Origin of the sequence: Geomonas sp. RF6 (genome assembly GCF_021044625.1) — a bacterium.
Taxonomy (GTDB): Bacteria; Desulfobacterota; Desulfuromonadia; order Geobacterales; family Geobacteraceae; genus RF6.
Map to the genome: position 1 here is coordinate 2,835,979 of NZ_CP087999.1, position 24,376 is coordinate 2,860,354.

Here is a 24,376-nt window from a genome sequence, read left to right on the forward strand (position 1 = left end):
CGACGCCGGGAACGCCTGCTTATCCCGCCCTGCAGCAGGACCATGAGCTTCAGTGAGGAGGCGACGCATTGCCTCCTCTCAAACCCCTTCCTGCAATCTTTCCCCGAGCACCCAAACAGCTTCCCCTGCCGGCATAGCCGATGATGCCGAGGGAGAAGGGGAATGTCGCCCGACGCGTTGACGTGGGAACACTTCTTGGATAAATTAACAATATCTAATTATTTAGAGGGGTATCTGTAGCCACAGCGGTTCGCCCTCCAGGCGTTCGACCGATTCATCCCCTTGCCGGACGGATCAACCTGTTATTCCAGCCGGTCCACCTGTCCTCCCACGGTATCTTGCCGTGGCGCCGTTTGCCGCCCGATCACGGTCCGGATGCGGCGCTTGGTGCTCGTGTCCACGCTGCACCGGCCACGATCGCTGCCCTTGATGCAACGTCTTCTTCGGAGAGGTCGCTGATGACCCAGGAACCAAAGAAGTACAAGCATGGCAAGTTGTATGACCTGAACATCTCCGACCTGCTCCTCGACACGGCGCAGCCACGCAAGTATTTCGACGAGGAGGCGCTCGCCGAACTCAAAGCGTCCATAGAGAAGCACGGCGTGCTGCAGCCCGTTCTCGTCCGCAGTGGAGAGAAGGGCGGCTTCCTCGTCGTATCGGGGGAGCGCCGCTTCCAGGCGTCGGTCAAGGCGGGGTTGACCACCATCCCCGCCCTTCTCACCGAGGGTGATCCGGTGGAAATATCCATCGTGGAAAACCTGCTGCGTGAGAACCTGACGGCGATCGAGGAGGCGGAGGCGATAGAAAGGCTGCGGGCGACCCACAACTACCAGCTGAAAGACCTCTCCGGAATCCTCGGGAAGGCGGAGTCGACCGTCTGCGAGATTCTCTCCCTCAACAAGCTCCCCGAGGACGTAAAGGATGAGTGCCGCAACAACCCTAAGGCGTCGAGGGCTCTGCTGGTAAAGATCGCCCGGGAGCACAGCCAGGAGAAGATGAGGGCTCTCTACCAGAAGTACAAGGACGTCTTGACGGGGGAGGCTGCAAAGGTATCACGCCGGTCCCTCCCGACAGAGGTGCAGGGAGATTTCACCTTCGTGAACAGGTGCACGAGGCGCATCAACGCCCTCGAGATCGCCATGCTCGACGACGCCCAGTTACAGGAGCTGGCCGCCGATCTTCAGAACCTGCGCTCGGCGGCCTTCAAAAAGCTCAAGGCCATGAAGGCCCGTGCCCAGCGGATCTAGCACATGAAGGGCTCAAAAGTTCGGCGTGCCGAATTTGACTGCAACCCCTCGATCTTGTTACACTTTCAAAGTAGAAAAAGAGGGGGTGTACCATGCGGGGCGGCAGATGGGGGAATTTGTTGCGGGACGGCGGTGACGCCATACTCCCGGTCAGAGGGATAAGGGGAGATAAGCCTATTTTTACCGTGGAAGAACGAGAAAAACTGTCCGACCTCCTTGCCAGAGCGGTAAACCCTGACGAGGCCCTGACGGTGGAAGGGCTGCATGGCTTCCTCTTCGGCCTCGCCATCACCCCTGAGCCGGTCATGCCGAGCGAGTGGCTGCCGCAGGTCTTCGGCGAGGCGGTCGCAGACTTCGCCAGCAATGTGGACGCCAATGAGACGCTCGAGTACCTTTTCGGCGCCTACCACCGCATCTGCATCCTGAACGAGCAGGACCTCCTCTACTTTCCCTTCGACATGGAGACGTTGAAGGAGGACGATCTGGAAAGGATCGGGGAGTGGGCGTACGGGCTGTACGCTGCGATGTGCCTGCGACTCAATGTGTGGGGGATAGACGAACGGGTCGTGACCGAGCTGGAGATGTCGGACGAGGATCGATACCTCTCGGCGTCGTGCAGCGTGGTCCTCGGGGTGGCGGTGCCGGAGAGCGTTCCGGAGCTTTTCGAGGATGCGCGCCAGGCGGACATGGGTACCATAACAGCGATTCTTTATGCAGCGCTCCCTGAAGCGGTATCGACGCTGCGAGACCATGCGAGGAAGGTCAGAAAGACGCTGTCTTACCCTCCCTATGACACGGAGGAGCTCATCAAGGAGCGCCTCTGCCCGTGCGGCAGCGGGAAAAGCTTCGGCGACTGCTGCGGCAAGTAATACCCTCGCTCTCCCTCCCTCCCTCCGTTGTGACTCTACTCTCCCTCTCTCTCACCACCTCTCCCGCCCCGGATGCTGGGAAAACTGGAGCAGGCAGCAAAGAGCAAATCCCCCCTGCCCCCAGCGTTGTCCGGTTAGGTTCTTGCTCTCTGAAATCTTTGATATTGCTGTACTTTTTGCTTGACATCTGTTGAAGGGTGGCGCGCGCCGCGTTCGTAACTACGTAATTCGGGAGTGGTTACGACATGCGTCCCTTCAGCAGACAAAAGCCTCAGAATCCTTATGAATTTAATAGACTTCTCGACCCAGTAAAGAGATCATGCACCCCTGTTTCTCCACTTACATCGAGAGGTTACCGACCGTTGCAACTGTCATTCGACGATCAGCTAAAGGCCCTTGTCTACTACCATCTCCAGGAATTCTCTTCTGGAAGAGAACTGATCCAGGCCCTGGAACAGGACAATTTCGCCAAGGAATGTGTTGCGCCACCTAAAGGCGTTAAAAAATCCGCCTTTTTTGAGGCTATCAACACACGTGGACTCGAACAACTCACTGAAATCTTTGGAGCACTGGCGAAAGAGGCTCGCAAAGTCATTCCCGCCCAACACGCAGAACTTGGCAACCTTGTTGGCATCGATGGATCTGTCATCGACGCTTTGATGTCCATGGATTGGGCGCAGTACTCAAGCACTCACAATAAAGCCAAAGCCCACGTAGGCCTTGATCTGAACCGTGGTGTGCCGACGAGTGTGGTCGTGACTGACGCTAACCAGGTGGAGCGGCAGTATGTAGACCGTATCCTCCAGCCTGGCGAAACTGCTGTCCTTGATCGAGGGTACCAATGCAACGCCGACTTCGATCAGTGGCAAGAAGACGGCAAACTCTTTATCTGCCGCATCCAGCAGAGAGCCAGAAAGAAGGTCGTCCGTCAAAATCCTCTTCCGCACAGTGACATCGTCTTTTATGACGCCATCGTTATTCTGGGCAAGAAGGGGCTCACTGAAGGGCAGAAAGAGCTCCGAGTAGTTGGCTATCGCGTTGACCGAAAGGAATACTGGGTTGCGACAAACCGCTATGACCTTACCGCTGAACAGGTGGCCGAAGCATACAAACTACGTTGGAACATAGAGACCTTCTTTGGCTGGTGGAAACGATACCTCAACGTCTACCACTTAATCGCCAGAAGCCAGTATGGCATGATGGTGCAGGTCCTCAGTGGACTTATCACTTACCTTCTCCTGGCCATTTACTGCCAAGAACAGCATAACGAGCGGGTGAGCATCAATCGTGTCAGAGAGCTAAGAAACAAAATCGCTAGTGAAGCTGCTGGAATGGCAGCTGAAGCCTCTAGACTGCGAAAAAATGAGGCCAAAAAAAACCGAAAAAAGCAGAAACGACGCAAAGCAAAAACCTAACCGGACAACGCTGCCCTGCCCCCCCTTCGCAAAGGGGGGAACGTTAGGCCGTCTGCAGTGCTTCGTGGCAATGTACCCACGCTCCCCCGGAATCCCCAGATCGTCCAGAATGGCACCTTCACCCTTGCCGGCCGCACACAGGGCACCCCTGCATGGACAGGGGCTTCTCCAGCCGGCAGCGGGCGAGTAGCTCCTCGTCGGCAAAGACATCCTTTGTCGGGGCGTCCGCCGCGACCTCCCCTTCGTGCAGCACGATCGTCCGCTCGCACAGGTCGAGCACCATGTCCAGGTCGTGCGTGGTGAAGATCTTCGTGTGCCGGAACTCCCTCAGAAGCCCGATGAGCTGCCGGCGAGAGAATGGGTCGAGGCCGTTTGTCGGCTCGTCCATCACCAGGATGTCCGGCGACATGGAAAGGACGGTGGCAATGGCAACCCGCTTCTTCTCCCCGCCGGAAAGGTGATACGGAGCCTTCTCCTTGAGGTGTGCGGCTCCGACCCGCTCCAGTGCCTCGCAAACCCGCCGCTCCGCTTCCCCAGTGCTCATCCCCAGGTTCAACGGCCCGAAGGCAACATCGTCATAAACGGTCGGCATGAAGAGCTGGTCGTCCGGCTCCTGGAAAACCATCCCCACGGTGCGCCTGATCTGCGGCAGCGTCCCTTTTTCCAGCGGCAGGTCGCCGATCCTCACAGAGCCGGTGCCTGGGGCGAGATAGCCGTTCAGGTGGAGGAGGAGGGTCGATTTTCCTGCTCCGTTGGCGCCGATAATCGCTACCGACTCGCCGTGGTGAATGCGGAAGGAGACTTCCCGCAAGGCGGTCGTCCCGTCCGGGTACACATGCCCCAGGTTTTTTACCTCAACGATGTGGTGGCTCATTGACCGACCCCTGTTACAAGGTTCCCCACCAGCTGCGAGATGTTGTGGAGACGCAAGAGGATGAAAAAGGTGCACCATCCGGCGACGAAGAACGCTTCCCTCGGGCCGAAGCGGTAGTTGTGCCTGGTGTGAAAGGTGCCGGTGAAGCCGCGGGAGAGCATCGCCATGTGGATCCGCTCCGCCCGTTGCCACGTCCGCAGCAGCAGGTGCCCGAGGAGGGAGACGTACACGGAGATCTTCATCCCGGAATCGCCAAAGGCACGCAGCTGCCTCGCGCGCACAGCACGGGAAGCATCCTCAGCGAGGACGAAGATGTAGCGGTAGAGAAAGAGAAGCTGCACCGAAAAGGGGCGCGGCATCCCGAGGCGCTCCAGCGCGCGGCAGATGTCGGGGAAGCCGGTAAGTGCCACCAGTATGAGGGCGGCACCGACCGTCAGCGCGGCACGCAGAACTATCGAGGCGCAGGAAATCCATCCGGCGCTGATGCCGACGGATCCCAGCCGGATCAGTATGTCGCGGTCAAAGAGAGGGTTGAAGATCGCCACGAGGAGGGCGAAGGGGCAGAGGAGGGCGACCTTCTTGACCAGAAAGCGGGGCGGAAGGTCCCCGAGCGCCACCATGGCTATGGGAAAGGCAAAGAAGGGGATGAGGGCGGAGATCTGGTACCTGCCGAAGGAGACGACCGTGAAGATGAATACGAGGGTGACGATGACCTTCGCTCGGGGATCGAGACGATGAAGGCCGCTCACTCCCCCCGCCAGGCGGTCGAGGCTCTTGAAGTCGAGGAGCGCTCCCTCTATCGATGCCATCTTCCCTCCGCACAAAAAAGGCTCACAGGGGAATTACCCGGGAAGCCGTATATGTTTCGACGAAGCGCCGCACGAGGCCTCGCGTCCCCCCCTTTGCGAAGGGGGGACAGGGGGGATTTGACTTGGCCAGGATCCTGCTATGTGCGTAAATGCTGTGGTCTCAAGCAGTTCTTTGATTCATGCTTGCAGAAAACTGGTGGGGCCTATGTCGCTGATCTTTAGACTGCCGCAGAACAGGGGTTCGACGACCGAGATGTACTGCTAAACGGGCTGCGGTTCTAGAAGTGACTTGAAGATCAAATCCCTCCTGCCCCCCCTTCGCAAAGGGGGGAACGTTAGGCCTTCTGCAGTGCTTCGTGGCAATGTACCCACGCTTCCCCGGAATTCTCGGATGAGCCTTTCGCAAAGGGGGGGACGAGATAGCCTCGCATCCTGTTAAAAAGTTTTCGCAGCGGCGTCCCCTTCTCAACGATCGCGCTCCCTAGGAGACCGCGCCTTTCTTCCTCTTCAGGAAGAGGCCGCCCAGAAGGGCGCACAGCAGGGTCACCACGGAGCCGGCGATACCGGCGATCCCCGTGCCGGCACTTTCGACGGTGTCTAGCGCTGCGCTCCCTGCGGATGAGCGCTTGAACCCGTACTCCGGCATGACCGCGGTCTTTTGCTGCAGCGCGCCCAGCGCGCTAGAAATCGAAGAGTCAGCGGAGGACTTCAGCTCCCCTCCCGTCGCTCGCGCGATCGCCCATTCCAGCCCGTCGGGATTTCTGGAGGCGAAGGAGGAGAGGATGCCGCCGGTAAGGAGAGCGACGGCCATGCCGGCGAGCAAAAGGCGGCGGCCCGCTTTCCCGGCGGCAGGAACGCCTGCGCAGAATGCTGCTTCGGGACGTGTCTTGCGGAAGAAGGAGAGGATTGCGACCGTCACCACCCCTTCCACGATACCTATGGCCAGGTGGATCGGCTGCATGAGGAGGAGGAAGGTCCGCACCGGCAGTGCCGCCACCCCTGAAAGCCATGTTTCCAGTACTACGGCGAGGGAGCCCAGTTGCAGCGCGGCTATCGCGGAGAGAACTGTCCAGCAGGCGGCGCGGGTGCTTCCGGCGGCGCGGGGGTTCCTGAGAGAGAGCAGGGGGTATACCAGAAATGCGGGGACGACCCCGATGTTGAAGATGTTGCACCCAAGCGCGAGGAGGCCGCCGTCGGCAAAGAAGAGCGCCTGCACGAAGAGGACGGAGGCTACGACCAGAAGGGCCGCGTGGGGCCCCAGCAGAAGCGAGAGGAGCAGGCCGCCGGCGAGGTGTCCGCTGGAGCCGGTCCCGGGGATGCTGAAATTGATCATCTGCGCGGCGAAGAGGAAGGCGCCGAGCACCCCCATCAGGGGGACCTTGCGCTCGTCGAGATCCTTTGCGACGTTCCGGGACGACCAGGCGATGGCGCCTGCTGACACGCACCACATCGTCCCACCGACCGCCGGCGACAGAAGTGCGTCTGCCATGTGCATCGCTCTTTCCCCTTGCGCCCCCGTGTCCCCACTTTGCTGTCAGCGGTGACACGATTTTGGATTTAGTGACACCAGATAAATACTAGATACCTCCCCGGCTGTCAATGACAATGTCCCCAAGGTGTCGGGGGAAGGGACGGCAAGGGTGAGTGAGAGGGAAGGATGGAGGGTTCTTCTGTGAGCTGGAGGGGATGCGGGGGGGGAAGGGCCGCCGGGGGAGGTGGCCGCTAGTCGCGTTCCAGGATCTGAAGGAGGGTGTCGACGAGGTGAGGGGCAAGATTGGTTCCCTGCATCTCCACAATGGTGCGAAGGAACTCGTCACGGCAGAGCCCCTTACGATACGGGCGGTCCATGGTAAGGGCGTCACAGACGTCGGCAACCGCCACAATCTGCGCCTCCAGCGGGGTGTCCTCCCCCTTCAGTCCGCAGGGGTACCCTTTCCCGTCCCAGCGCTCGTGGTGATAGAGGACGATGTCCTGCACGGTCTTCGAGAGGTTCGCCTTGCGCACGACGTCGCACCCCCAGATCGTGTGCTTCTTGATCACGTCGAATTCCTTCGGGGTGAGGGCGCGCTCCGCGTTGAGAATCGCCTCGGGGACTCCGATCTTGCCGCAGTCGTGCAGCCAGCTGCCGTACTTTATCTCGCGCTGCCTGTCCACGGAGATGTGCAGTTCGGCGGCGATCTTCAGGGCGAGGGTGGCGACGCGGTCGCAGTGGCCGCGGGTGGAGGCGTCCTTCAGCTCGATGGTCTGGGCGAGAGAGTGCAGGATGTACTCGTCCTCCCGAGCCAGTGACTGCAGGATGCGGTGCCTGCGGATCCCGTCCTTCACCGCGCGCAGCATCTCGCTCTTCTTCCACGGCTTCACCACGAAGCGAAAGACCTCGCCGCTGTTGATCGCGGCGAGAGCGGTGGAGAGATCGGCGCTCCCCGTCATCATGATCTTTACGGTGTGTGGGGAGAGTTCCTTGATCTTCGCCAGGAGCTCGAGGCCGCGCATCCCCGGCATCTCGTTGTCGGAGACCACCACGGAGACGTGCTCCTGGTCGATGATTTCGAGCGCTTCCATGGCGGACGATGCAGTGAGGATCCTGAGCCCCTTGTTTTCAAAGATGCTCGTGGTGTAGGCGAGGTAACTTTTTTCGTCATCCACAAACAAGACTGTTTCCTGCATGCCCCCTCCAATGCGCAGTGCGCGCAAAGCAAAGCACTGTATTCGTCGCCGATCATCTTATCGGCGGTATGCAGAAAAAAGAGAGGGAAAAATCGCCTCATCCGGCGCACCGACGTATACGACTGCTTCCCTTTTGCGGCCTCCTTCCTGTCGATTTGCACCTACCAGAAGGGTTCGTCAGCGGCAGGGCGCGTAGATCCAGCACCCGCGGGGCTTCGCGATTGACATTAACCCCGCGAGCGATACCATGCATCGTGACTGCTGCAGGGAGGCGGGAAAGGAGAGGCATTCGCCGCGGGCTCACCGGGACGAAGAGACTCTTTCTCTGGATGGAACGACCAGGCGCGAAGGTGCGGAAAAGGGGGAAGCGATGTCTTTAGCGAAAACGTGGTACACGATCGAAGAGGCGGTCTCGAAGTTCGGAGTGGAGCGCGACGAGCTGATGACCTGGATTGACGAGGGGCTCATCCGCACCGAGGAGGAGGGGGGGCAGCCGCTGCGGGTAAACGGGGACGACCTGGAGCTCAAGCTGCAGGAAGTAACCGGGATTTAACCCCTTAAGTAACCACGGACTCTGCCGATACCTTCTGGAGATAATGTGCCGGGATAACCCGGGCAGGATCAGCAGGAGGAAGCAATGGGGGAGTTTTACGTCCCTGTCAGCGTGGACAGCATCCAGTCGGACCTCTTTCCCGACGTGGCGCTCTACCTGAAGAGCGGGGACAAATATATCCTGTACAAGAGCCATGGCCGCAACTTCTCGCGTCTGGACGCGCAGCGGCTCGTGGAAAACTGCGTCGATTTTCTTTTCGTCAGCCCGGCGGACCTGGAGGTCATCACGCTCTTTCTGGAGGCGAACGCGGAGCGGGTCCTGAAGGACGAGACGCTGCAGGCGAAGGCGAAAGGAAAGATCATCTACCAGACCTCCATCAACTTCGTGGGGGACATCTTCGAGCACCCGGAAAAGGTGGCCGACTTCGAGCGCAGCAAGCGCCTGGTGCAGAATCTCCTGCAGTACCTGGTGAGCGACAAGGACTGCCTCTCCACCATGGAGACGGTGATGTCGCACAACTACTACACCTTCGTGCACAGCCTCCAGGTCACCGCCCTCTCCATCCTTCTCCACTCCGAGGCGTACATGCTGGCCCGGGACGAGATGCTCGACGTGGGGATCGGGACCCTCTTCCACGACTTCGGGAAGATCTTCATCCCGCAGGAGATCCTCAACAAGAGCGGCAAGCTCACCGAGCCGGAGATCGCGCTGTACAAGAAGCACCCCGAGGAGGGGTACCACTACCTGAAGAACAATACCCGCATCAGCGAAAACGCCCTCTCCATCGTGCGCCACCATCACGAGCGGAACAACGGCACCGGATACCCTCACGGAGTGAAGGGGGAACAGATCCCGCGCAGCGCGCAGGTCGGGGCGGTGTGCGACGTCTATTGCACCCTTACCATGGACCGCTCATGCAGGAAGGCGCTTCCTTCCTCCATAGCGCTGCAGATCATGAAGCAGGAGATGAAAGGGGCGCTAAACCCCAGGTTGCTCGACGTGCTGGAGGAAATCGTCTGCCCCAACGAGGCTGTTTTCCCCTGAAAAGAATCATAGTGGCAGGTGCCAAGGAGGGTTTGTGAGTAACATTACGTTCGAAGAAATCATGTTCACCATCATGGAGGCGACGCAGGATACCTTCAAGAGCTACATGGGCACCGACATCTACGCAGGAAAGGTGGAGAAAAAGATCGACCCGGTGGGGAGCGATGTGGTGGGGATTATCGGCGTTGCCGGGGACCGCGTCGGGTACATCCTCTTTGCCACGGAGATGCCCTCCGCGGTGCAGGTGGCGAAGGAGCTCCTTATGCTGGAGGACGCGGACGAGGATTCGATCAACGATGCGGTGGGGGAGATCACCAACAACATCGCCGGGGTCTTCAAGAGCAAGTACCACGAGCAGTACGGTAGCGTGGCTCTCGGCCTCCCTCTCGTGGTTTCCGGCCGCATCCGCCCCATAAACGAGCAGCCCCCCGCTCCTGCGGACGGCATGATGCGGGTTCAGTGCAAAGGGGTCACCATCCCCTTCAGGACGATGGACGGCAGGATCAGCTTCCGCGTCATGGTGTACATGTAGGAGGCCGCGGCTCGTGGCTCCCCGCAGCAAGAAGTCTGGGGGAAGCAACGTATGTTAGAGCAATCACGATCGCGCATGTTTCTTTAGTACGGCACGATCTCAAGCGTCCCCTCCCTTTCAAGGGGAGGGACAGGGTGGGGATGGGGTTGTAGCTGGTGACGGCACCGACCCCATCCCCCTCCTGTCCTCCCCCTTGAAAGGGGAGGGACGCGACGCCGACGGCTTAGCTTCGTTGTGTCCTCTGGCGGATGCCCCCTATAACTTACAAGCAAAAGAGGCCGGTGGTGCATGCACCCCGGCCTCTTCACTTCCAACCTCCCGCTTCGTCAGATCCCCAATTCGGCGAAGAAGTCGTTTCCCTTGTCGTCGGTGAGAATAAAGGCGGGGAAATCCTCCACCTCTATGCGCCACACCGCCTCCATCCCGAGCTCCTGGTAGTCGAGACACTCCACCTTCTTGATGTTCTCCTCGGCAAGAACCGCTGCCGGCCCGCCGATGGAGCCGAGATAGAAGCCGCCGTGCCTGCTGCACGAGACGGCGACCTGCTTGCTGCGGTTCCCTTTCGCTATCATGATGAGGGACGCGCCCGCCTCCTGCAGGTGCTCCACATAGCTGTCCATACGACCCGCCGTGGTGGGGCCGAACGAGCCGGAGGGCTTTCCTGCCGGAGTCTTCGCCGGACCCGCGTAATAGACCGGGTGCTTCTTCAGGTACTCGGGGAGCGGCTTTCCTGCGTCCAGGAGCTCCTTGAAGCGGGCGTGGGCGATGTCGCGCGCCACCACGATCGTGCCGGAGAGGAGGAGCGGTGTCGAAACCGGGTGCAGGGAGAGCTCCTTGCGGATTTCATCCATCGGCCGGTCCAGGTTGATGCGCACGCCGTGGCAGTGCTTGCCGCGGAACTGCTCCGGTATCAGGCGCCCCGGGTTGCGGTCGAGCTCCTCCACCCAGATCCCTTCCCTGTTGATCTTCCCCTTCACGTTGCGGTCAGCGGAGCAGGAAACTCCCATCCCCACCGGGCAGGAGGCACCGTGGCGCGGGAGTCGCACGACGCGCACGTCGTGGCAGAAGTGCTTTCCCCCAAACTGCGCGCCGATGCCGGACTCCTGGGCCGCCTTCAGGAGCGTTTCCTCAAGCTCCAGGTCGCGGAAGGCGCTGCCGCTCCCGTCCCCGGAGGTGGGGAGATTGTCGAGATAGCCGGTGGAAAGGAGCTTCACCGTCTTTAAGTTGCTTTCAGCACTCGTGCCGCCGATCACGAAGGCGAGGTGGTAGGGGGGGCAGGCCGAGGTGCCGATAGTCTTCATCTTCTGAACCAGGAAGTCGACCAGGCGCGAGGGGGTCAGGAGCGCCTTCGTCTCCTGGTACAGGTACGTCTTGTTGGCGGAGCCGCCCCCCTTGGCAAGGAACAGGAAGCGGTACTCCATCCCGGGGACGGCGTACAGGTCGATCTGCGCGGGAAGGTTGGTGCCGGAGTTCTGCTCCCGGTACATGTCGAGCGCCACCGTCTGCGAGTAGCGCAGGTTTTCACCGGTGTAGACGTCGTACACCCCGCGGGAGAGAAACTCGGCATCGTCGGCGCCGGTCCAGACCCGCTCCCCCTTTTTCCCCATGATGATCGCCGTGCCGGTGTCCTGGCATACCGGAAGCTCGAACCCTGCGGCGACCTCCGCGTTGCGCAGGAAGGCGAGGGCGACGCCGCGGTCGTTGCGCGACGCCTGCGGGTCGCTGAGGATGCGGGCCACCTGCTCGTTGTGCTTTGGGCGCAGCAGGAAGGAGACATCCTTCATGGCGGTCCTGGCAAGGAGGGAGAGCCCCTCGGGGGCGACCTTCAGGATCTCCGTGCCGTCGAACTCTGTCACGCTCAGGTATTGCTGCGAATCGGGGATAAGCCGGTAGCTTGTAGTATCGGGACCTAGAGGAAACTGCTCCTGATACCTGAACTCGGGGGGCATCAAAAACTCCTGGTGAGGGGAGACCTCGGGGGAATGCGTCAGGTCGCTGTCGGGAAGTCGCGAAAAAAACGTATACGGCCGTGGGCCATCGCGAATATATTTCAATCGGGAGCGTTTGTCGAGCAGGAAGTTGCCGCAACGCTGGTCCTGGGACGGGTCGAGGGGCGCCGCAAGCGGCTTCGGCACCGGACCCCTTGACCGTCCTGCCATTGCAGCGCAAAATTTTAATGACGCACTCCGGCCTTTCTGCTACAGCTCAGATGCCGGTTCACCACATCAGAACCGCCTCCCCCCGCTGGGGTGAGACGAGAGTAGAGGAACGAAGCGATGGAGAAAGACCGCACAAAGTGGAACAGCAAGTATGGTGTTCCTGATTACATATTCCCCTTCACCCCCTCGAGGTTCCTGGAGGAAAACCTCGATCTGGTGCTCCGGCTGGCGCCGGGAAACCGGGCGCTGGACATAGCCTGCGGCGAGGGGAGAAATGCCATCTATCTGGCAAGGCACGGCTTCGACGTCACCGCGATCGACATCTCCGAGCAGGGGCTCGCGAAGGGGAGGACGCGCTGCTGGCGGGAAGGGATCCGGGTCAATTTCGTCTGCGCCGACCTGGAGCAGTACCGGCTGTCCGAGAAGTACGACGTCATCCTCAATTTCAACTTCCTGCTGCGCGACCTCGTCCCTGAGGCGATCGCCTCGTTAACCCCCGGGGGGCTCCTCATTATGGAGACGATCGTGGACACCCCCAACCTGGAGGGGATGCACACGAAGTCGTTTCTCCTGCAGCCCGGAGAGTTGCGGCGCCTCTTTGCCTGGTACCCGGGGAAGATCCTGCGCTCCGATGAGAGCCCGACGGGGACGCCCCCGGTGGCGAGGATGATATTTCAAAAGAGCGCCGCGCCGATGAACTAGGAGCGGCGGCCACGTCCCCGCACCATCTCGCCCAATCCTCCGCTGAAACAAAAAAAGGCACCCCGGAGGGTGCCTTTTTGACCTTTGCAGTTGCGGTGCGGCTTACTTCACCCCGACATAGACGGTGGCGATGCCGCCGGTCAGGTCGTAGTGCTTTACGTCGCTGAACCCCGCCTCCTTCATGATCCCCTTGAAATCCTCGCGGGAGGGGAACTCCAGGACGGAATCGGGGAGGTACTTGTAGGCGCTGAAGCGGGAGAACATGCCGCCGATCAGCGGCAGCACCTTCAGGAAGTAGAAGTTGTACAGCGAGCTGAAGACCGGTGCGGTCGGCTTGGAGAATTCCAGCACCACGATCCTCCCCCCCTTGCGGATGACACGCTGCATCTCGGTCAGCCCCTTCTTCCTGTCCACCACGTTTCTGATTCCGAAGGCGATGGTGGCCGCCTCGAACGTCTCATCCGGATAGGGAATGTCCTCGCACGGCGCAACCTGCAGCGCGATCCGCTCTTCCAGCCCGGCCTGTTGCACCTTCACGCGCCCGAGTTCCACCATTTCGGGGCAGAAGTCGACACCTACGATGCTGACATCGGAAGCGGTGCGGGAGGCTATCTCCAGCGCCACGTCGCCGGTCCCGGTGGCGACGTCGAGGACGCGGCCGGTTTTGGCGACCCCGATCTGCTTCACCGCGAAGCGGCGCCAGCGCTGGTCGATCCCCAGGGAGAGGAGTCTGTTCAGCAGATCGTAACGCGGGGCGATGGCGCCGAACATGGCGCGGATCCGCTCCCCTTTCTCGGTGAGTGCGTACATTTTTCCTACCTTTTTAATTTTTAAAATGGTATAAATTCTAGCTCGTTTCGAGCCCGGAGACCCCGGCAAAGGTTGATCTTTAGCATAAAGCGCTACAGCTTGCCAGCAAAAACTATCCCCCTTCACCCCCGTGACAAGGGAGCTTCGCAGTCTTTCCGCACCCTTTCTTGCCACCCTCCACACTCGCCGAGGTGAACCAGGTGCTGCCGCAGATCCGCCCCCAGGACATCGCCGACATTCTGATCATGGCCTTTCTGGTCTACCAGCTCTACAGCTGGTTCAAGGACACGAAGGCGCTGCAGGTCTTCATCGGGGTCCTCTTCCTCGGGATCCTCTACTTCGCCACGAAGAACCTCGGGCTTTTCATGACGAGCTGGATCCTGCAGGAACTGGGCACCGTCCTCTTCGTCTTGCTGATCGTGGTCTTCCAGGCGGAGATCCGCCAGGCGCTGTACCGCTTCAGCCTGCTGCGCACCTTTATCGGACGCCCGACCGCCTCTCTCAGTATGGATCTGGGGGAGCTGTGCGACACGATCCTTACCTTCGCCGGCGAGCGTGTCGGCGCCCTCATCGTCTTCCAGCGCGAGGAGCCGCTGGACGAGCATGTGCTGCACGGAGTCGGTCTGGACAGCGTGGTGACCGGGCCGCTGCTGACTTCCATCTTCAACGTGCAGAGCCCGTTGCACGACGGCGCCGTCCTCATCAGGGAGAACCGCCTGGCCCTCGCCTCCTGCCACCTCCCCCTGTCGGTGAACGCGGACATCCCGCAGTACTACGGGACGAGGCACCGTGCGGCGCTGGGCCTCTCGGAGCGCTCCGACGCAGTCGTCGTGGTGGTTTCGGAGGAGAGGGGGGAGGTCTCCCTTTCCGTCGGCGGCACCCTGGAGACGGTCGATAGCAGCACGGCGCTGCGGGAGCGCCTCTCCTCCCTTCTTCTGTCGTCGGGTGAGGCGAGGCGCGTGGGGCTCGCGGGGATGCTCTTTCGCAACTTCTGGCAGAAGCTCGGTGTCGTGCTCCTGGTCTTCGTCTGCTGGGTACTGATCACCTTCCGCCACGGTGAGATTCTGAGCGTGAACGCGCCGGTGAAGTTCCACAACCTCCCGGACGGCCTCGCGCTGACGCGCAGCACACCTGACGAGGTGGAAGTGCAGCTGAAGTCCTTCTCCACCCTCGTCGCCTCCCCGAAGGAGCTGAACGTCTCCGTTGATCTCGATCTTTCCCGCACGAAGGAGGGGGTGAACATCCTGCAGATCAGGAAGGAAGATATCAAGCTTCCGCCGGGGCTCTCGGTTGCTGGGGTGCCGCGCTCGCCGGTGCGGGTGACAGTGGAGAAACGTCCGCGCAGGGGCGCGCCGTAGGCGCCGCAGACGGTATTTCAGGTAGTTGAGGCCGCGGCGGCAGCGCTTGCGGCCTCTTTTTTTGCGCGGCCTCCCCCTCATGAGGAGTTAACTGTTGACAGTGGTGGGAAATTGTTATATAAACTTGTCGCCATGCGTATTGTTTTAAAACAAAAGGGGGGCGCATGAAACATTGCCTACGACTTTTATATTTGTGCACAATCCTTCTGATCTTCCCTTCCCTGGCTCTCGCCTCAAAGACCCATCGCGTTAAAAAGCACGAAACCGTTTACTCACTCGCGAAGAAGTATCACGTCTCTGTAGAGGAGCTGAAGGCTGCCAATAATATCGTCGGGGACCACATCAAGGCCCGCACCGTTCTCGTCATTCCTCCGCGCACCGTCGCTGCTCCGGCACGCGTCAGCAACACCTACAAAGTCAAAAAGAGTGAGTCCCTCGCGAAGATCGCCCGGAAGACCGGCGTCTCCGTCGCCGAGCTGAAGCGTCTCAATGGCGCCATCGGCAAGAAGGTGGCGGCAGGGAAGGTCCTCGTGCTGCGCGAGAGCAGCGTCGCTGTGGAAGAAGCGGCAGCTCCGAAGGTCGCGTCTGTGAAGAAGCTGCAGCTGCGCCACCCCGATCTTTTCAGCGACAGGGACTACGAGCAGAGCCTCCAGGAGCTGGCGGAGCTTGAGCCGGAGGCGCAGGTCGACCTCAGGAAGAACACGGAGCTCAAGGTCGACAACGTGCGCGAGCTGAAGCGCGCGGCGTACGGCTTTCTCGGCACCCGTTACCGTTTCGGCGGCACCTCCAGGACCGCGGGGATCGACTGCTCCGGATTCGTGCAGAAAGTCTTTCGCGATCTGTCGGTATCGTTGCCGCGCACCGCGCGTGAGCAGTTCGAGGTCGGCAACCCGGTCGCTCCGGGGGACCTGCAAAAGGGTGACCTGATCTTTTTCAGCACCTACGCGCCGTACGCATCGCACGTGGGGATCTATCTCGGCAACAGCAAGATGATCCATGCCTCCAGCCGCGATCACCGCGTCGTCATCTCCCCCATGAACACCCCGTACTACCGCTCCCGCTTCCTGGGCGCCAAGCGCATCGCGAAGGTCAATCCGGACGTGTTCAAGCTCGACGACCTGATCCTCGGGGTTGAGGAGGAGCAGGAGGAAGATGCGAGCCAGAACGATGCCCTCGGCCTGAACGGCGGCGACGAGCAGTAACCGGTTCAACCATGATGCAGCAAAGGAATCCGGCCCGCAGAGGGCCGGATTTTTTTATGCCCCGATATGGGGACTGGCTCCTTTGTTAAAAGGTGCCTGTCCCCCTCCCCCCTCAAGGCGGGCGGCACATTCCGGATGACCCTGCCGCGCGGGTGGCGTACACTCAAGACGGCCGCACTTGTTATCACTATAAAGGGGGACAGGCACCTGCGGAGCCAGTCCCCGTGCATGGAAGGGGGCAGGCACCTGCGGAGCCGGTCCCCCTGGGATCTAAGATGAAAGTACTACTAGCCTACAAGTCAGACCCAGCCGGAGCGCAGGATCCTTTTACCTCGCTTCTCCCTGTGGGGCTCGTATCGCTGCACGGGGTGCTCCTGAAGGATGGGCACGAGGCGACCCTTGCCAACTTCTCGCGGACGGGGTGGGGAAAGATCCGCTCCCACTTGCTGCGGGTGAAGCCTCAAGTGGTGGGGATCTCGCAGTTCACGCACAACCGCCACGAATCGCTGCGACTGGCACGGTTGGTAAAGGAGCTCCTCCCCGGCGCCTTCGTCATCCTCGGCGGCCCCCACGCCACACATACCGCCGAGGCGACCCTCGCGAGGAACGTCGAGGTGGACTGCGTCGTACTGGGAGAGGGGGAGGGGGCTATGATGGAGCTCCTCTCGGTACTCTCCGGGAAGGGGGACCTCTCTTCCGTGGCGGGAATCGCCTGCCGTGCGGGGGCGCATGTCCGCTGCACCTCGCCGCGGGAGCCGATAGCCGATCTGGACGCGCTCCCTTTCCCGGGAGAGATCTCCGGGGAGAGGATCGGGGTGGACTACCGGCGCCAGCTGGAGTTTGTCATCACCTCGCGCGGGTGCCCCGCCTCCTGCCTCTTCTGTTCTTCCCCCCTTTTCTGGGGGCGAGGGGTGCGCTTCCGATCCCCAGCCTCCATCGTTGCCGAAATCCGCTCCATACGCGACCGCTACGGCCTTATCTACTTCTCCTTCAGGGACGACACCTTCACTGTCCGTCGAGAGCGTGTGCTGGAGTTTTGCCGCCTTCTGGAGGAGGAGCGGCTCCATATCATGTGGAACTGCCAGTCCCGGGTGAACGCCGTCGACCAGGAGATGGTCGCCGCCATGAAGCGTGCGGGGTGCGAGTGTATCCAGTTCGGGGTGGAGTCCGGCTCTCCGGCGATGCTGAAGGCGCTGGGGAAGAGGATCACGCCGGCGGACGTGGAGCGGGCGGCGCGGATGGTGCGCGCGGTCGGTATCAACATGTCGGTCTACCTCATCACCGGTATTCCCGGGGAGGGGGAGGAGGACCTGCAACAGACGCTCTCTCTGGTGGAGCGTATCCGTCCCCAGGACGGGCAGGTCTCGCCGCTTGTGTACTACCCCGGGACGGAGCTCTTCGGAACCGCTGTGCAGGAGAAGAGGGTCTCGGAGTTGCTCTTCGAGGCGGCGGAAGGGGAAGGGTTTCCGCTGCGCAGCGACCCCTTCGTGGAGCGCTCCAGGAGCTCCCTCCTGAAGGGGCTGGAGAAGGGGGGCGCGCGCGGGCGCTTCGGCGCGAAGGACTTCGCCGCCCACCACAGGGCGACCGGCTACTCCGCGGTGACCCAGATGCTCATGGGGGAGGCGCTGGAGGAAGAGGGGGACAGGAAGGGTGCCGAGAAGGCGTACCGGGAGATCGTGAAGCAGCAGCCGGAACATCCGTGGGGGTGGCTTCTTCTCGCCGCCCTGCACGAGAGCCACGGGGAGTACCGCCAGGCAAAGGAGGGGTATCAGAGGCTTCTGGCCCTGGTGCCGAAGCACCTCCCTGCGCTGGCAGCGCTCGGCGAGCTCTCCATGTCTCTCGGGGAGCGCAGGGACGGGGAGCGCTACCTGGCGCTCGCGGCGGAGTTGGAGAAGGAGGGGGGCGCCGGCCGCTAGCCGCCCCTCCGGCAACTCAAAAAGCACAAAAAAAGGGCGAAACCTCTGCAGGTTTCGCCCATTTCATTACAGCGATAACTTTTCGTTACTTGTTGACAGCCAGGCCCGGCGCGAAGATGATCTTGTCGAAGGTGCGCTTGAGGGTCTTGCTGGAGAAATTGATCATCGGCGGAGAATCCGGGAACTCGACGGTATCCCCAACCTTCACCGGGGTCTGCATTACTGCTACCCACAGCTTCTGGCCGTTCTCGTCCACCTGGACATAGGTGTAGCCGGCGGCGTCCATCGTCTCTACAACTTTCCCTTTGTGTCCTGCACCCGGCTTAACCTCCTGCGGTTTCAGGCCCGCGTGGGGATTTGTGCCAGCCGGTACCGCAGGCATCTGCGTAGCTGCGGGGCCTGCCTCCGGGGCACTGGCCTTCGGTGCTTCTTCTTTCTTCTTGCAGCCGACCGCTGAAACGGCAACGATTGCCAACAAAACCACGAGAGTCTTCTTCACAGTCATCCTCCTGATGGAAATAGTATGCGAACCGCTGGGAAAAATAACATACCTTCTCAAGACTTTACAATAGAAAAAAGCATGCTAACATCTTGCCCCCATTCCCCCCTCAGCGGTCGGTAATGACCTGTCCCATGTTGGAAATCAGGCGGGTCGGCAACTCGAACATCCTCTTGAAAATATTGAATACTCCCTTCGCCAGCGACTTCACCGGCACGGCAGTGACCTGCGGGTTGTCGATCTTTCCCTTCGCCTCGAAGTAGGTCGTGACAAGGGTGCGGTCCTTCCCGGTAAGGACCCACCCGACGACCGGGATGCGGCTCACGATCTTGTCCACCGTCTGCAACGGCTGCACCCCTACGGTCAGGTCGAGCTCGTCCCTCACCATGTCCACCTTCCCGACGGTAGTCATGTTGATGGCGTTGCTGTCGAGATAGAGATTGCTGGTGGCGGCGACGCCGTCCCTGATCGCGATGTCACCCGTGATCTTGTTGTACGGCATCCCCCCTGAGACCATGTCCGGGAGCTGGAACTTGAGAAGCTGCGAGACGTTGAGGATGGAGAATATCTTGGAGAGGGTAGCGAACTTGCGGATCGTTCCCTGTTCCACCTTTATCTTCACCGACCCGAGTGCGGTCTTCTTTATGTCGGCGCTGTTCCCCCCGCGTGCCGTCAGCTCCCCCTGTAAGAAGGCGGTGCCGGTTACCTGCTGCTTTTGCACCCCGAGAGCGTGCATGAGCTTCTCCGCGGAGAGCCTGTGCCCGGTGAAGCTCGCCTGGTACCGCGGGGAGGCGGAGCCGTTGTCGATGCGGGCTTTGGCCGTGATGTCGCCGTCGAAGGCGGAGAGTTCCACCGGCTGCAGGTAGAGGATGCGGTCCTCCAGCATGACGGTACCCTTCAGTCGCTTGAAGGGGATGTCGCGCACCTTTCCCGCATCGGCGCTCACGGTAACCTTCAGCGGAGCGCTGCGCCCTGAGCCGCCGGTGCCGCCGGAGAGCTCGGAGAGGAGCCCCAGGTCCTCCAGTTCCAGGTAAGGGGAGTTCACCGCGAGCTCGACCCGCGGGTGTTCGAGATCCTGCACGCTTCCCCTCACATTGAGAGGGGACTTGCCAAGCTGCAGGGAGAGCGCGCCGATCTGCAGGTCGTCCTCCCTGAAGGTTACCGTTCCCTGCACCTTCTCCACTTTCAGCGGTCCCTTCGGGGAAGTGAAGCCGAGATCGGCAACGTCGAGGACCGGTGCCGAAAAGGAGAGCTCCAGGTGTGGCTTCTTGAATCCCACCAGCGTCCCCTTCCCGTACACTTGGGAGTTGCCGAGGCGCGCGGTGAAGTGGGAGGTCTCGAGGGTGTCGCCGTCGAATCGCAGCGCGCCGCTCAGTCCGGTGATCACCTTCACCTTCCCCCCCGGGTGCAGCGAGAAGCCGTTCAGGTTGATCTCACCTCCCCAGGAAAGCTGCGAGAGCCCGCTCCCCTTCCCCTGCACTGCGCCCTGCACCACCCCTGCCGGGCGGTACTTCTTCAGGTCGGGGAGGAGGGGGGCGATCTCCGCCGCCTGGAAGGGGTTGCTCTTCAGGTCGAGGGTAAGGGAGCCTCCCTTGTCATAGCGGTACAGCGCCGAGCCCTGCACCGAGAGGGGCGCGAGCTGGCAGCTTAGCGAGGAGATCTTCGTCTCCGTCGGGGAAAGGCTTGCCGAGAAGGAAAGGGTATTGGGGCGCCCCGAGGGCTTCTCGATCTGCGGCAGCCGGAAGGCGGCATGGGTGAGATCCCACGTCCCGTTCAGATGATAGAGGGAGGTAAAGCCGGATCCGGTCAGATGGAGCGTGGAGTCCCCCGAAAGGGCGAGCTTCTCACCGCGTCCGGATCCCATGAGCCAGGCGGCCTCCTGCTGGCGCGGGAGCATCGTCATGGTGAACGGATATCCGGAGGGGACGTCGATCGGATAATCGGTGATCTTCCCCTCGAGGGTGAAGGGGGAGCCGCCGAATTTGCCGGACATCCCCTTCAGGTTGAAGTCCTTCCCGGAGAGCTCCAGGATCCCCTTGATCTCCGAGAACGCCGGGACGTTCTTCGCGTAGACCAGCAGGCCGTCCTCTGCGCGCGCCCTGATGTACAGGACGTCGTAGTTCCTCCCCCGCTCCATGTGCAGGATCTGGCTGATCCTGCCGTCGAGCCGCCCCTCCTCGAGGCGGTAGTTCCCCCCCCGGATCTTCTGCTCGATGAACTCCGCCGGATCCTTCACGATCACGCCGTACGGGATGAACTGGTGGTACTGCTGGAAATTGAGGGGCGAGGTGGTGGCTTTCGCGGTGATGCGCAGGTCGCCGGAGTGGATGTCGCTCAGGCGGCAGCTGCCGCGCCCCTGCGCGCCGTCGACGTTGAGCTTCAGGTTGTCGAAGGAAAGGAAGTCGCGGCCGAGCTCCATCTCGAACCCGAGCCTCGTGAGCTTCGGGGTGAGCGGGGCGTGGAAGACCTGCGGGTACTCGAGGAAGAGCCGGGAGACCCGGACCTCCCCTTTAGATTTGAAGGAGTTCAGTTTCCCCTTGAAGGAGCAGTCGAGGGCGAGTTCCCCGCCGAGCCTGCTGAAGGGGAGGTAGCGACCGTAGTAGGGGAGGAAATGGACCGAATCGATCCCCCCCGTGCGGATCTTCCCGTCCACGAACGTTTCGGTGAAGCGCTCCCCCTTGGAGGCGAGACGCGCCTTGCCGGAGGCGGAGAGGGGGACGCTCCTGCCCCGGGTCACGAGGGAGGCGACGATCTTGAAGTCGCACGATTTGCCGCGGTCGAGGTGCGACAGGGAGAGCTGCGTGTCGCGCAGGGAGGTGACGAGCGGAGCCGCAGCGACTGCGTTGTCGGTAAAGGTAAGGGTGGCGCCGATTAGCTGCACCCCCTTCACTTTCAGGGAGGGCTGGGGGGAGGGCTTCTCCTCCAGGAGGTCGCTTATGTTGAAGCGTCCGTCTTTTGCGCGGATGATCTGCAGCACGGGGCGCTCCAGGACCATCTCCTTCAGCACGACCCTCTTGTACAGGAGGGGGAGTATGGCCACCTTGAAGGTCAGCCGCTGAGTCCGCACGAAGTCGCCGGAGCGGTCGGGCTCGCGGATGGCGACATTGGTGAAGGTGAAGGCGGGGGAGAGCCCGAGGGAAAAGGTGCCCTGCTCGTAGCGCACTTCCCGCTTCAGGGACTGCTGCACGGAGTCGATGATCTCCCCCCGGTACGTCTCCAGGTTCATGAGACGCTGCACCAGCACCGCGCCACCGGCGATCAGGGCGATCGCCAGCACGGCCAGGGAGACGATCGCTATTTTTTTCCTCGTCAGAGGCATTGTGCTCCTTGCGTGGTGAAGGGGATGACTCCCTCACTCCCCGGGCTCGCTGTCACGGCCCGACGGTTTTCCTTCCCCGCCTTTCCTACGTTCTGTCTGCCGGGAGTTCCACGATGAACCGGCTGCCGCGGGGGAAGTTCTCCTTCGCCCTGATGAAGCCGTGATGATCGGCGATGATGGTGTTGACGATGGCGAGCCCAAGCCCCGTACCCCCCTTTTTCCTGGAGAAGTACGGCTCGAAGAGGCGCGGCCTGTCCTCCGGCGCGATGCCGTGACCGGTGTCGGAGATGGCGAAGGTAGCCATCTTGAGCTCCGCGTCGTAGCTCGTGGAGAGGACGATCTCTCCCGGCCCGTCTATGGCGGCGACGGCGTTGTCCAGGAGGTTGATGAGCACCCGCTTTATCTGGTCCCGGTCCAGGAGGATCGGGGGGAGGCACTCGTCCATCTTCAGCGTGAAGGTGATGGAGCGGTGCGCCTCGTCGTACAGCGTCACCGCCTCGCGCACGACCGCGTTCAGGTCGTTCGGTGTCGGCTGCGCCGCCGGCATGCGCGCGAAGTTGGAGAACTCGTCCACCAGCCCTTTCAGCTCGTCCACCGATTTGATGATCATGGAGGTGCACTCGTCAAAGACCCGCTCCTCTTCCGGAAAGCGGGAAAGGAAGCGCTTCCTGAGGCGCTGCGCCGAGAGCTGGATCGGTGTGAGCGGATTCTTGATCTCGTGGGCGATCCGTCGGGCGACCTCGCGCCACGCAGCCATGCGCTGGGCGCGGATCAGGTTGGTGAGGTCGTCGAGGACCACCACCATCCCCATGAAGGAGTCGTTTTCGTCCTTCAGCACCGTCAGGCTGGTGAGGAGGGTGAGGTCCCCCTCCGGCATCGGTATGGTGACCTGCTTGCTGATCGACCCCTGCTTCGCGAGGACCATGTCGCGCAGGAGCCCCTTCACCACGTCGAGCTGGGACGGGGCCAGCACCTCGCGGAAGTTGCGCCCCCTGACCCGATCGGTGTTGATGAGGAGGAGCTTCTCGGCGGACTTGTTCACCGTGGTGAGGACGCCGTCGCGGTCGACGGAGATGACTCCGGCGGTGACGTTGGTGAGCACCGCCTCCATGTAGCGTCGGCGCTGCTCCAGCTCGGCGTTGCTCGACTTCAGCTCCTCGTTGGTGTGCTGCAGGGCGAGCTGGTTCTCGCGCAGGTCCTGGGTCATCCTGTTGAAGGAGGAGATCAGCATCCCTATCTCGTCGTGCCCCGTCTCCCCCAGATGCACCTCCAGGTTCCCCTCGGCCACCTGTCTTGTCGCCGCCGCCAGCTCCTGTATCGGGATGGTGAGGCTGCGGGCGAGATAGACCCCGGTCCATACGGCGAGGAAGACGATCACCATGGTGATGAGGAAGAGGGTGAGGATGTACCCGGTACGGATCGGGTTCTTCAAGAGCTTCAGCTGCCGGAAATCGTGGTAGGAGGAGGAGATCTCCTTCATCTTGCTGACCAGGGAGTAGGGGACGTAGTAGTTCACCACGACGACCCCCACCACATCGTGCTCGTTCCAGTTCGAGTAGATGGGAACGATGCCGCGGATGAGGTCCGCCTTCCCGACGGAATTGACCCTCGTCAGCTCGTGACCCGAAAGACCGACCTTGATGTCTTCGGAGGAGGGGTTGGTGAAGTCCCCCCTGGGAACCTCGGGGTTGGCGGCGCGGAAGAGCTCCTCGCGCTGCGACGAGTAAACCTCCACGACCCCGAGGTTGTACTCCTTCTGCTTCTGGCGCACGAGGGACTTGAGGCTCGGGAGGTTCTCCTCGTTGAGGAGCTTTTCTTCTTTTATGGCGGCACTTATCTGCTCCCCGTAGTAAAGGGCGTTTGCAGCCGAGCTCTTGTAGTAGGTCTGCGCCACCTCCATCGACTCGTTCAGCGAGGTTTCCACCTGCTTGTTGAACCAGTTGTGGATGGTGTTGTTTATGAAGGCGGCGGAAACGAAGAAAAGGAGCATCGTGGGGACGAGCGACAGAGTAACGAACGCCAGGACGAGCTTCGTTCGCAGCTTCGCCCCCGGCGCGTTTCGGCGCCTCTCTATGGCAAGCTTGGCGATATTGCGGAAGACCAGGTAGACGAGGAGGATGATGAGGAGGATGATCAGGTTGATAACGCCGAAAATGGCGATGTTGCTCCCGACCGGCACCTCCGAGCTGATCCGCGAGAGGTGGATCTCCCCTGCAGTGAGGATGAATATGGCGAGCAGGGAAAGGACGATGATGACCCTTTCCCGCTTCCTCTTCTTGAGCTCCCGCTGCGGGAGTTCCGAACTCTCTTTTTGAACCATGAACCCCGCCTGTCGGGAATTTAAAATCAAACCACTCTATACGAAAGGAGCAGGGAATTCAAGGGTGCCCCCGGCGGTGGC

Annotated in this window: 19 protein-coding genes; 10 read left to right on the plus strand and 9 right to left on the minus strand. The window is 61.4% G+C overall.

Annotation, left to right across the window (positions count from 1 at the left end; genetic code table 11):
- The first annotated feature begins 458 nt into the window (after nucleotides 1–458).
- The 3 genes from LPW11_RS12205 (at nucleotide 459) to LPW11_RS12215 (ending at nucleotide 3,531) form a co-directional block, all read left to right on the plus strand.
- Nucleotides 459–1,247: a ParB/RepB/Spo0J family partition protein gene (locus LPW11_RS12205; protein WP_230994163.1), complete on the plus strand. Its 789-nt coding sequence runs from the start codon at nucleotides 459–461 to the stop codon at nucleotides 1,245–1,247.
- 92 nt (nucleotides 1,248–1,339) lie between these two features.
- Nucleotides 1,340–2,116 carry a UPF0149 family protein gene (locus LPW11_RS12210; protein ID WP_230994164.1) on the plus strand — a complete coding sequence of 259 codons (777 nt, stop codon included), beginning with the start codon at nucleotides 1,340–1,342 and terminating at the stop codon, nucleotides 2,114–2,116.
- A 245-nt stretch (nucleotides 2,117–2,361) separates the two neighbouring features.
- Nucleotides 2,362–3,531 carry an IS4 family transposase gene (locus LPW11_RS12215; protein ID WP_230994165.1) on the plus strand — a complete coding sequence of 390 codons (1,170 nt, stop codon included), beginning with the start codon at nucleotides 2,362–2,364 and terminating at the stop codon, nucleotides 3,529–3,531.
- Between the two features lie 118 nt (nucleotides 3,532–3,649).
- On the opposite strand, the gene LPW11_RS12220 is transcribed toward LPW11_RS12215, so the two are convergent.
- From LPW11_RS12220 to LPW11_RS12235, 4 genes are all read right to left on the minus strand, one after another.
- Entirely contained in the window at nucleotides 3,650–4,405 is a 756-nt protein-coding gene (locus tag LPW11_RS12220; RefSeq protein WP_230994166.1) for an energy-coupling factor ABC transporter ATP-binding protein, read from the minus strand.
- Entirely contained in the window at nucleotides 4,402–5,214 is an 813-nt protein-coding gene (cbiQ, locus tag LPW11_RS12225) for a cobalt ECF transporter T component CbiQ (RefSeq protein ID WP_230994167.1), read from the minus strand. The genes LPW11_RS12220 and cbiQ overlap by 4 nt, the downstream gene beginning before the upstream one ends.
- A gap of 481 nt (nucleotides 5,215–5,695) precedes the next feature.
- Nucleotides 5,696–6,703, minus strand: a complete 1,008-nt coding sequence (locus LPW11_RS12230) for an energy-coupling factor ABC transporter permease (protein ID WP_331001567.1) — start codon at nucleotides 6,701–6,703, stop codon at nucleotides 5,696–5,698.
- A gap of 233 nt (nucleotides 6,704–6,936) precedes the next feature.
- A complete protein-coding gene (locus tag LPW11_RS12235) occupies nucleotides 6,937–7,881 on the minus strand; it encodes an HD-GYP domain-containing protein (RefSeq protein WP_230994169.1) in 945 nt (314 codons plus the stop codon).
- Between the two features lie 370 nt (nucleotides 7,882–8,251).
- Here LPW11_RS12235 and LPW11_RS12240 point away from each other — a divergent pair, with 370 nt between their 5' ends.
- The 3 genes from LPW11_RS12240 to LPW11_RS12250 all read left to right on the plus strand — a co-directional run bounded on the left by LPW11_RS12240 (nucleotide 8,252) and on the right by LPW11_RS12250 (nucleotide 10,010).
- A complete protein-coding gene (locus tag LPW11_RS12240) occupies nucleotides 8,252–8,434 on the plus strand; it encodes a helix-turn-helix domain-containing protein (protein ID WP_230994170.1) in 183 nt (60 codons plus the stop codon).
- Between the two features lie 84 nt (nucleotides 8,435–8,518).
- Complete coding sequence (locus LPW11_RS12245) at nucleotides 8,519–9,478, plus strand: HD-GYP domain-containing protein (protein WP_230994171.1); 960 nt, start codon at nucleotides 8,519–8,521, stop codon at nucleotides 9,476–9,478.
- 34 nt (nucleotides 9,479–9,512) lie between these two features.
- The gene (locus LPW11_RS12250; RefSeq protein ID WP_230994172.1) at nucleotides 9,513–10,010 is read left to right on the plus strand and encodes a chemotaxis protein CheX; all 498 of its coding nucleotides are present in this window, start codon (nucleotides 9,513–9,515) and stop codon (nucleotides 10,008–10,010) included.
- 326 nt (nucleotides 10,011–10,336) lie between these two features.
- On the opposite strand, the gene LPW11_RS12255 is transcribed toward LPW11_RS12250, so the two are convergent.
- Nucleotides 10,337–11,962, minus strand: a complete 1,626-nt coding sequence (locus LPW11_RS12255; RefSeq protein ID WP_442899784.1) for a fumarate hydratase — start codon at nucleotides 11,960–11,962, stop codon at nucleotides 10,337–10,339.
- A 324-nt stretch (nucleotides 11,963–12,286) separates the two neighbouring features.
- On the opposite strand from LPW11_RS12255, the gene LPW11_RS12260 reads away from it, so the two are divergent.
- Entirely contained in the window at nucleotides 12,287–12,871 is a 585-nt protein-coding gene (locus LPW11_RS12260) for a class I SAM-dependent methyltransferase (RefSeq protein ID WP_230994174.1), read from the plus strand.
- A 102-nt stretch (nucleotides 12,872–12,973) separates the two neighbouring features.
- Here the strand turns inward: LPW11_RS12260 and ubiE are convergent, their stop codons facing one another.
- Complete coding sequence (ubiE, locus tag LPW11_RS12265; protein WP_230994175.1) at nucleotides 12,974–13,681, minus strand: bifunctional demethylmenaquinone methyltransferase/2-methoxy-6-polyprenyl-1,4-benzoquinol methylase UbiE; 708 nt, start codon at nucleotides 13,679–13,681, stop codon at nucleotides 12,974–12,976.
- Between the two features lie 200 nt (nucleotides 13,682–13,881).
- Between ubiE and cdaA the strand changes: the two genes are divergently transcribed.
- The 3 genes from cdaA to LPW11_RS12280 all read left to right on the plus strand — a co-directional run bounded on the left by cdaA (nucleotide 13,882) and on the right by LPW11_RS12280 (nucleotide 18,157).
- The gene (cdaA, locus tag LPW11_RS12270; RefSeq protein WP_230994176.1) at nucleotides 13,882–15,039 is read left to right on the plus strand and encodes a diadenylate cyclase CdaA; all 1,158 of its coding nucleotides are present in this window, start codon (nucleotides 13,882–13,884) and stop codon (nucleotides 15,037–15,039) included.
- Nucleotides 15,040–15,203: 164 nt separating this feature from the next.
- The gene (locus LPW11_RS12275) at nucleotides 15,204–16,241 is read left to right on the plus strand and encodes a C40 family peptidase (RefSeq protein ID WP_230994177.1); all 1,038 of its coding nucleotides are present in this window, start codon (nucleotides 15,204–15,206) and stop codon (nucleotides 16,239–16,241) included.
- Between the two features lie 275 nt (nucleotides 16,242–16,516).
- Nucleotides 16,517–18,157 (plus strand): B12-binding domain-containing radical SAM protein, encoded by a 1,641-nt coding sequence (locus LPW11_RS12280; RefSeq protein WP_230994178.1) that lies wholly within the window; start codon nucleotides 16,517–16,519, stop codon nucleotides 18,155–18,157.
- Nucleotides 18,158–18,242: 85 nt separating this feature from the next.
- On the opposite strand, the gene LPW11_RS12285 is transcribed toward LPW11_RS12280, so the two are convergent.
- The 3 genes from LPW11_RS12285 to LPW11_RS12295 form a co-directional block, all read right to left on the minus strand.
- The gene (locus LPW11_RS12285) at nucleotides 18,243–18,656 is read right to left on the minus strand and encodes a hypothetical protein (RefSeq protein ID WP_230994179.1); all 414 of its coding nucleotides are present in this window, start codon (nucleotides 18,654–18,656) and stop codon (nucleotides 18,243–18,245) included.
- A gap of 109 nt (nucleotides 18,657–18,765) precedes the next feature.
- A complete protein-coding gene (locus tag LPW11_RS12290) occupies nucleotides 18,766–21,975 on the minus strand; it encodes a DUF3971 domain-containing protein (protein WP_230994180.1) in 3,210 nt (1,069 codons plus the stop codon).
- A gap of 85 nt (nucleotides 21,976–22,060) precedes the next feature.
- A complete protein-coding gene (locus LPW11_RS12295; RefSeq protein ID WP_230994181.1) occupies nucleotides 22,061–24,295 on the minus strand; it encodes a sensor histidine kinase in 2,235 nt (744 codons plus the stop codon).
- Nucleotides 24,296–24,376: the final 81 nt, after the last annotated feature.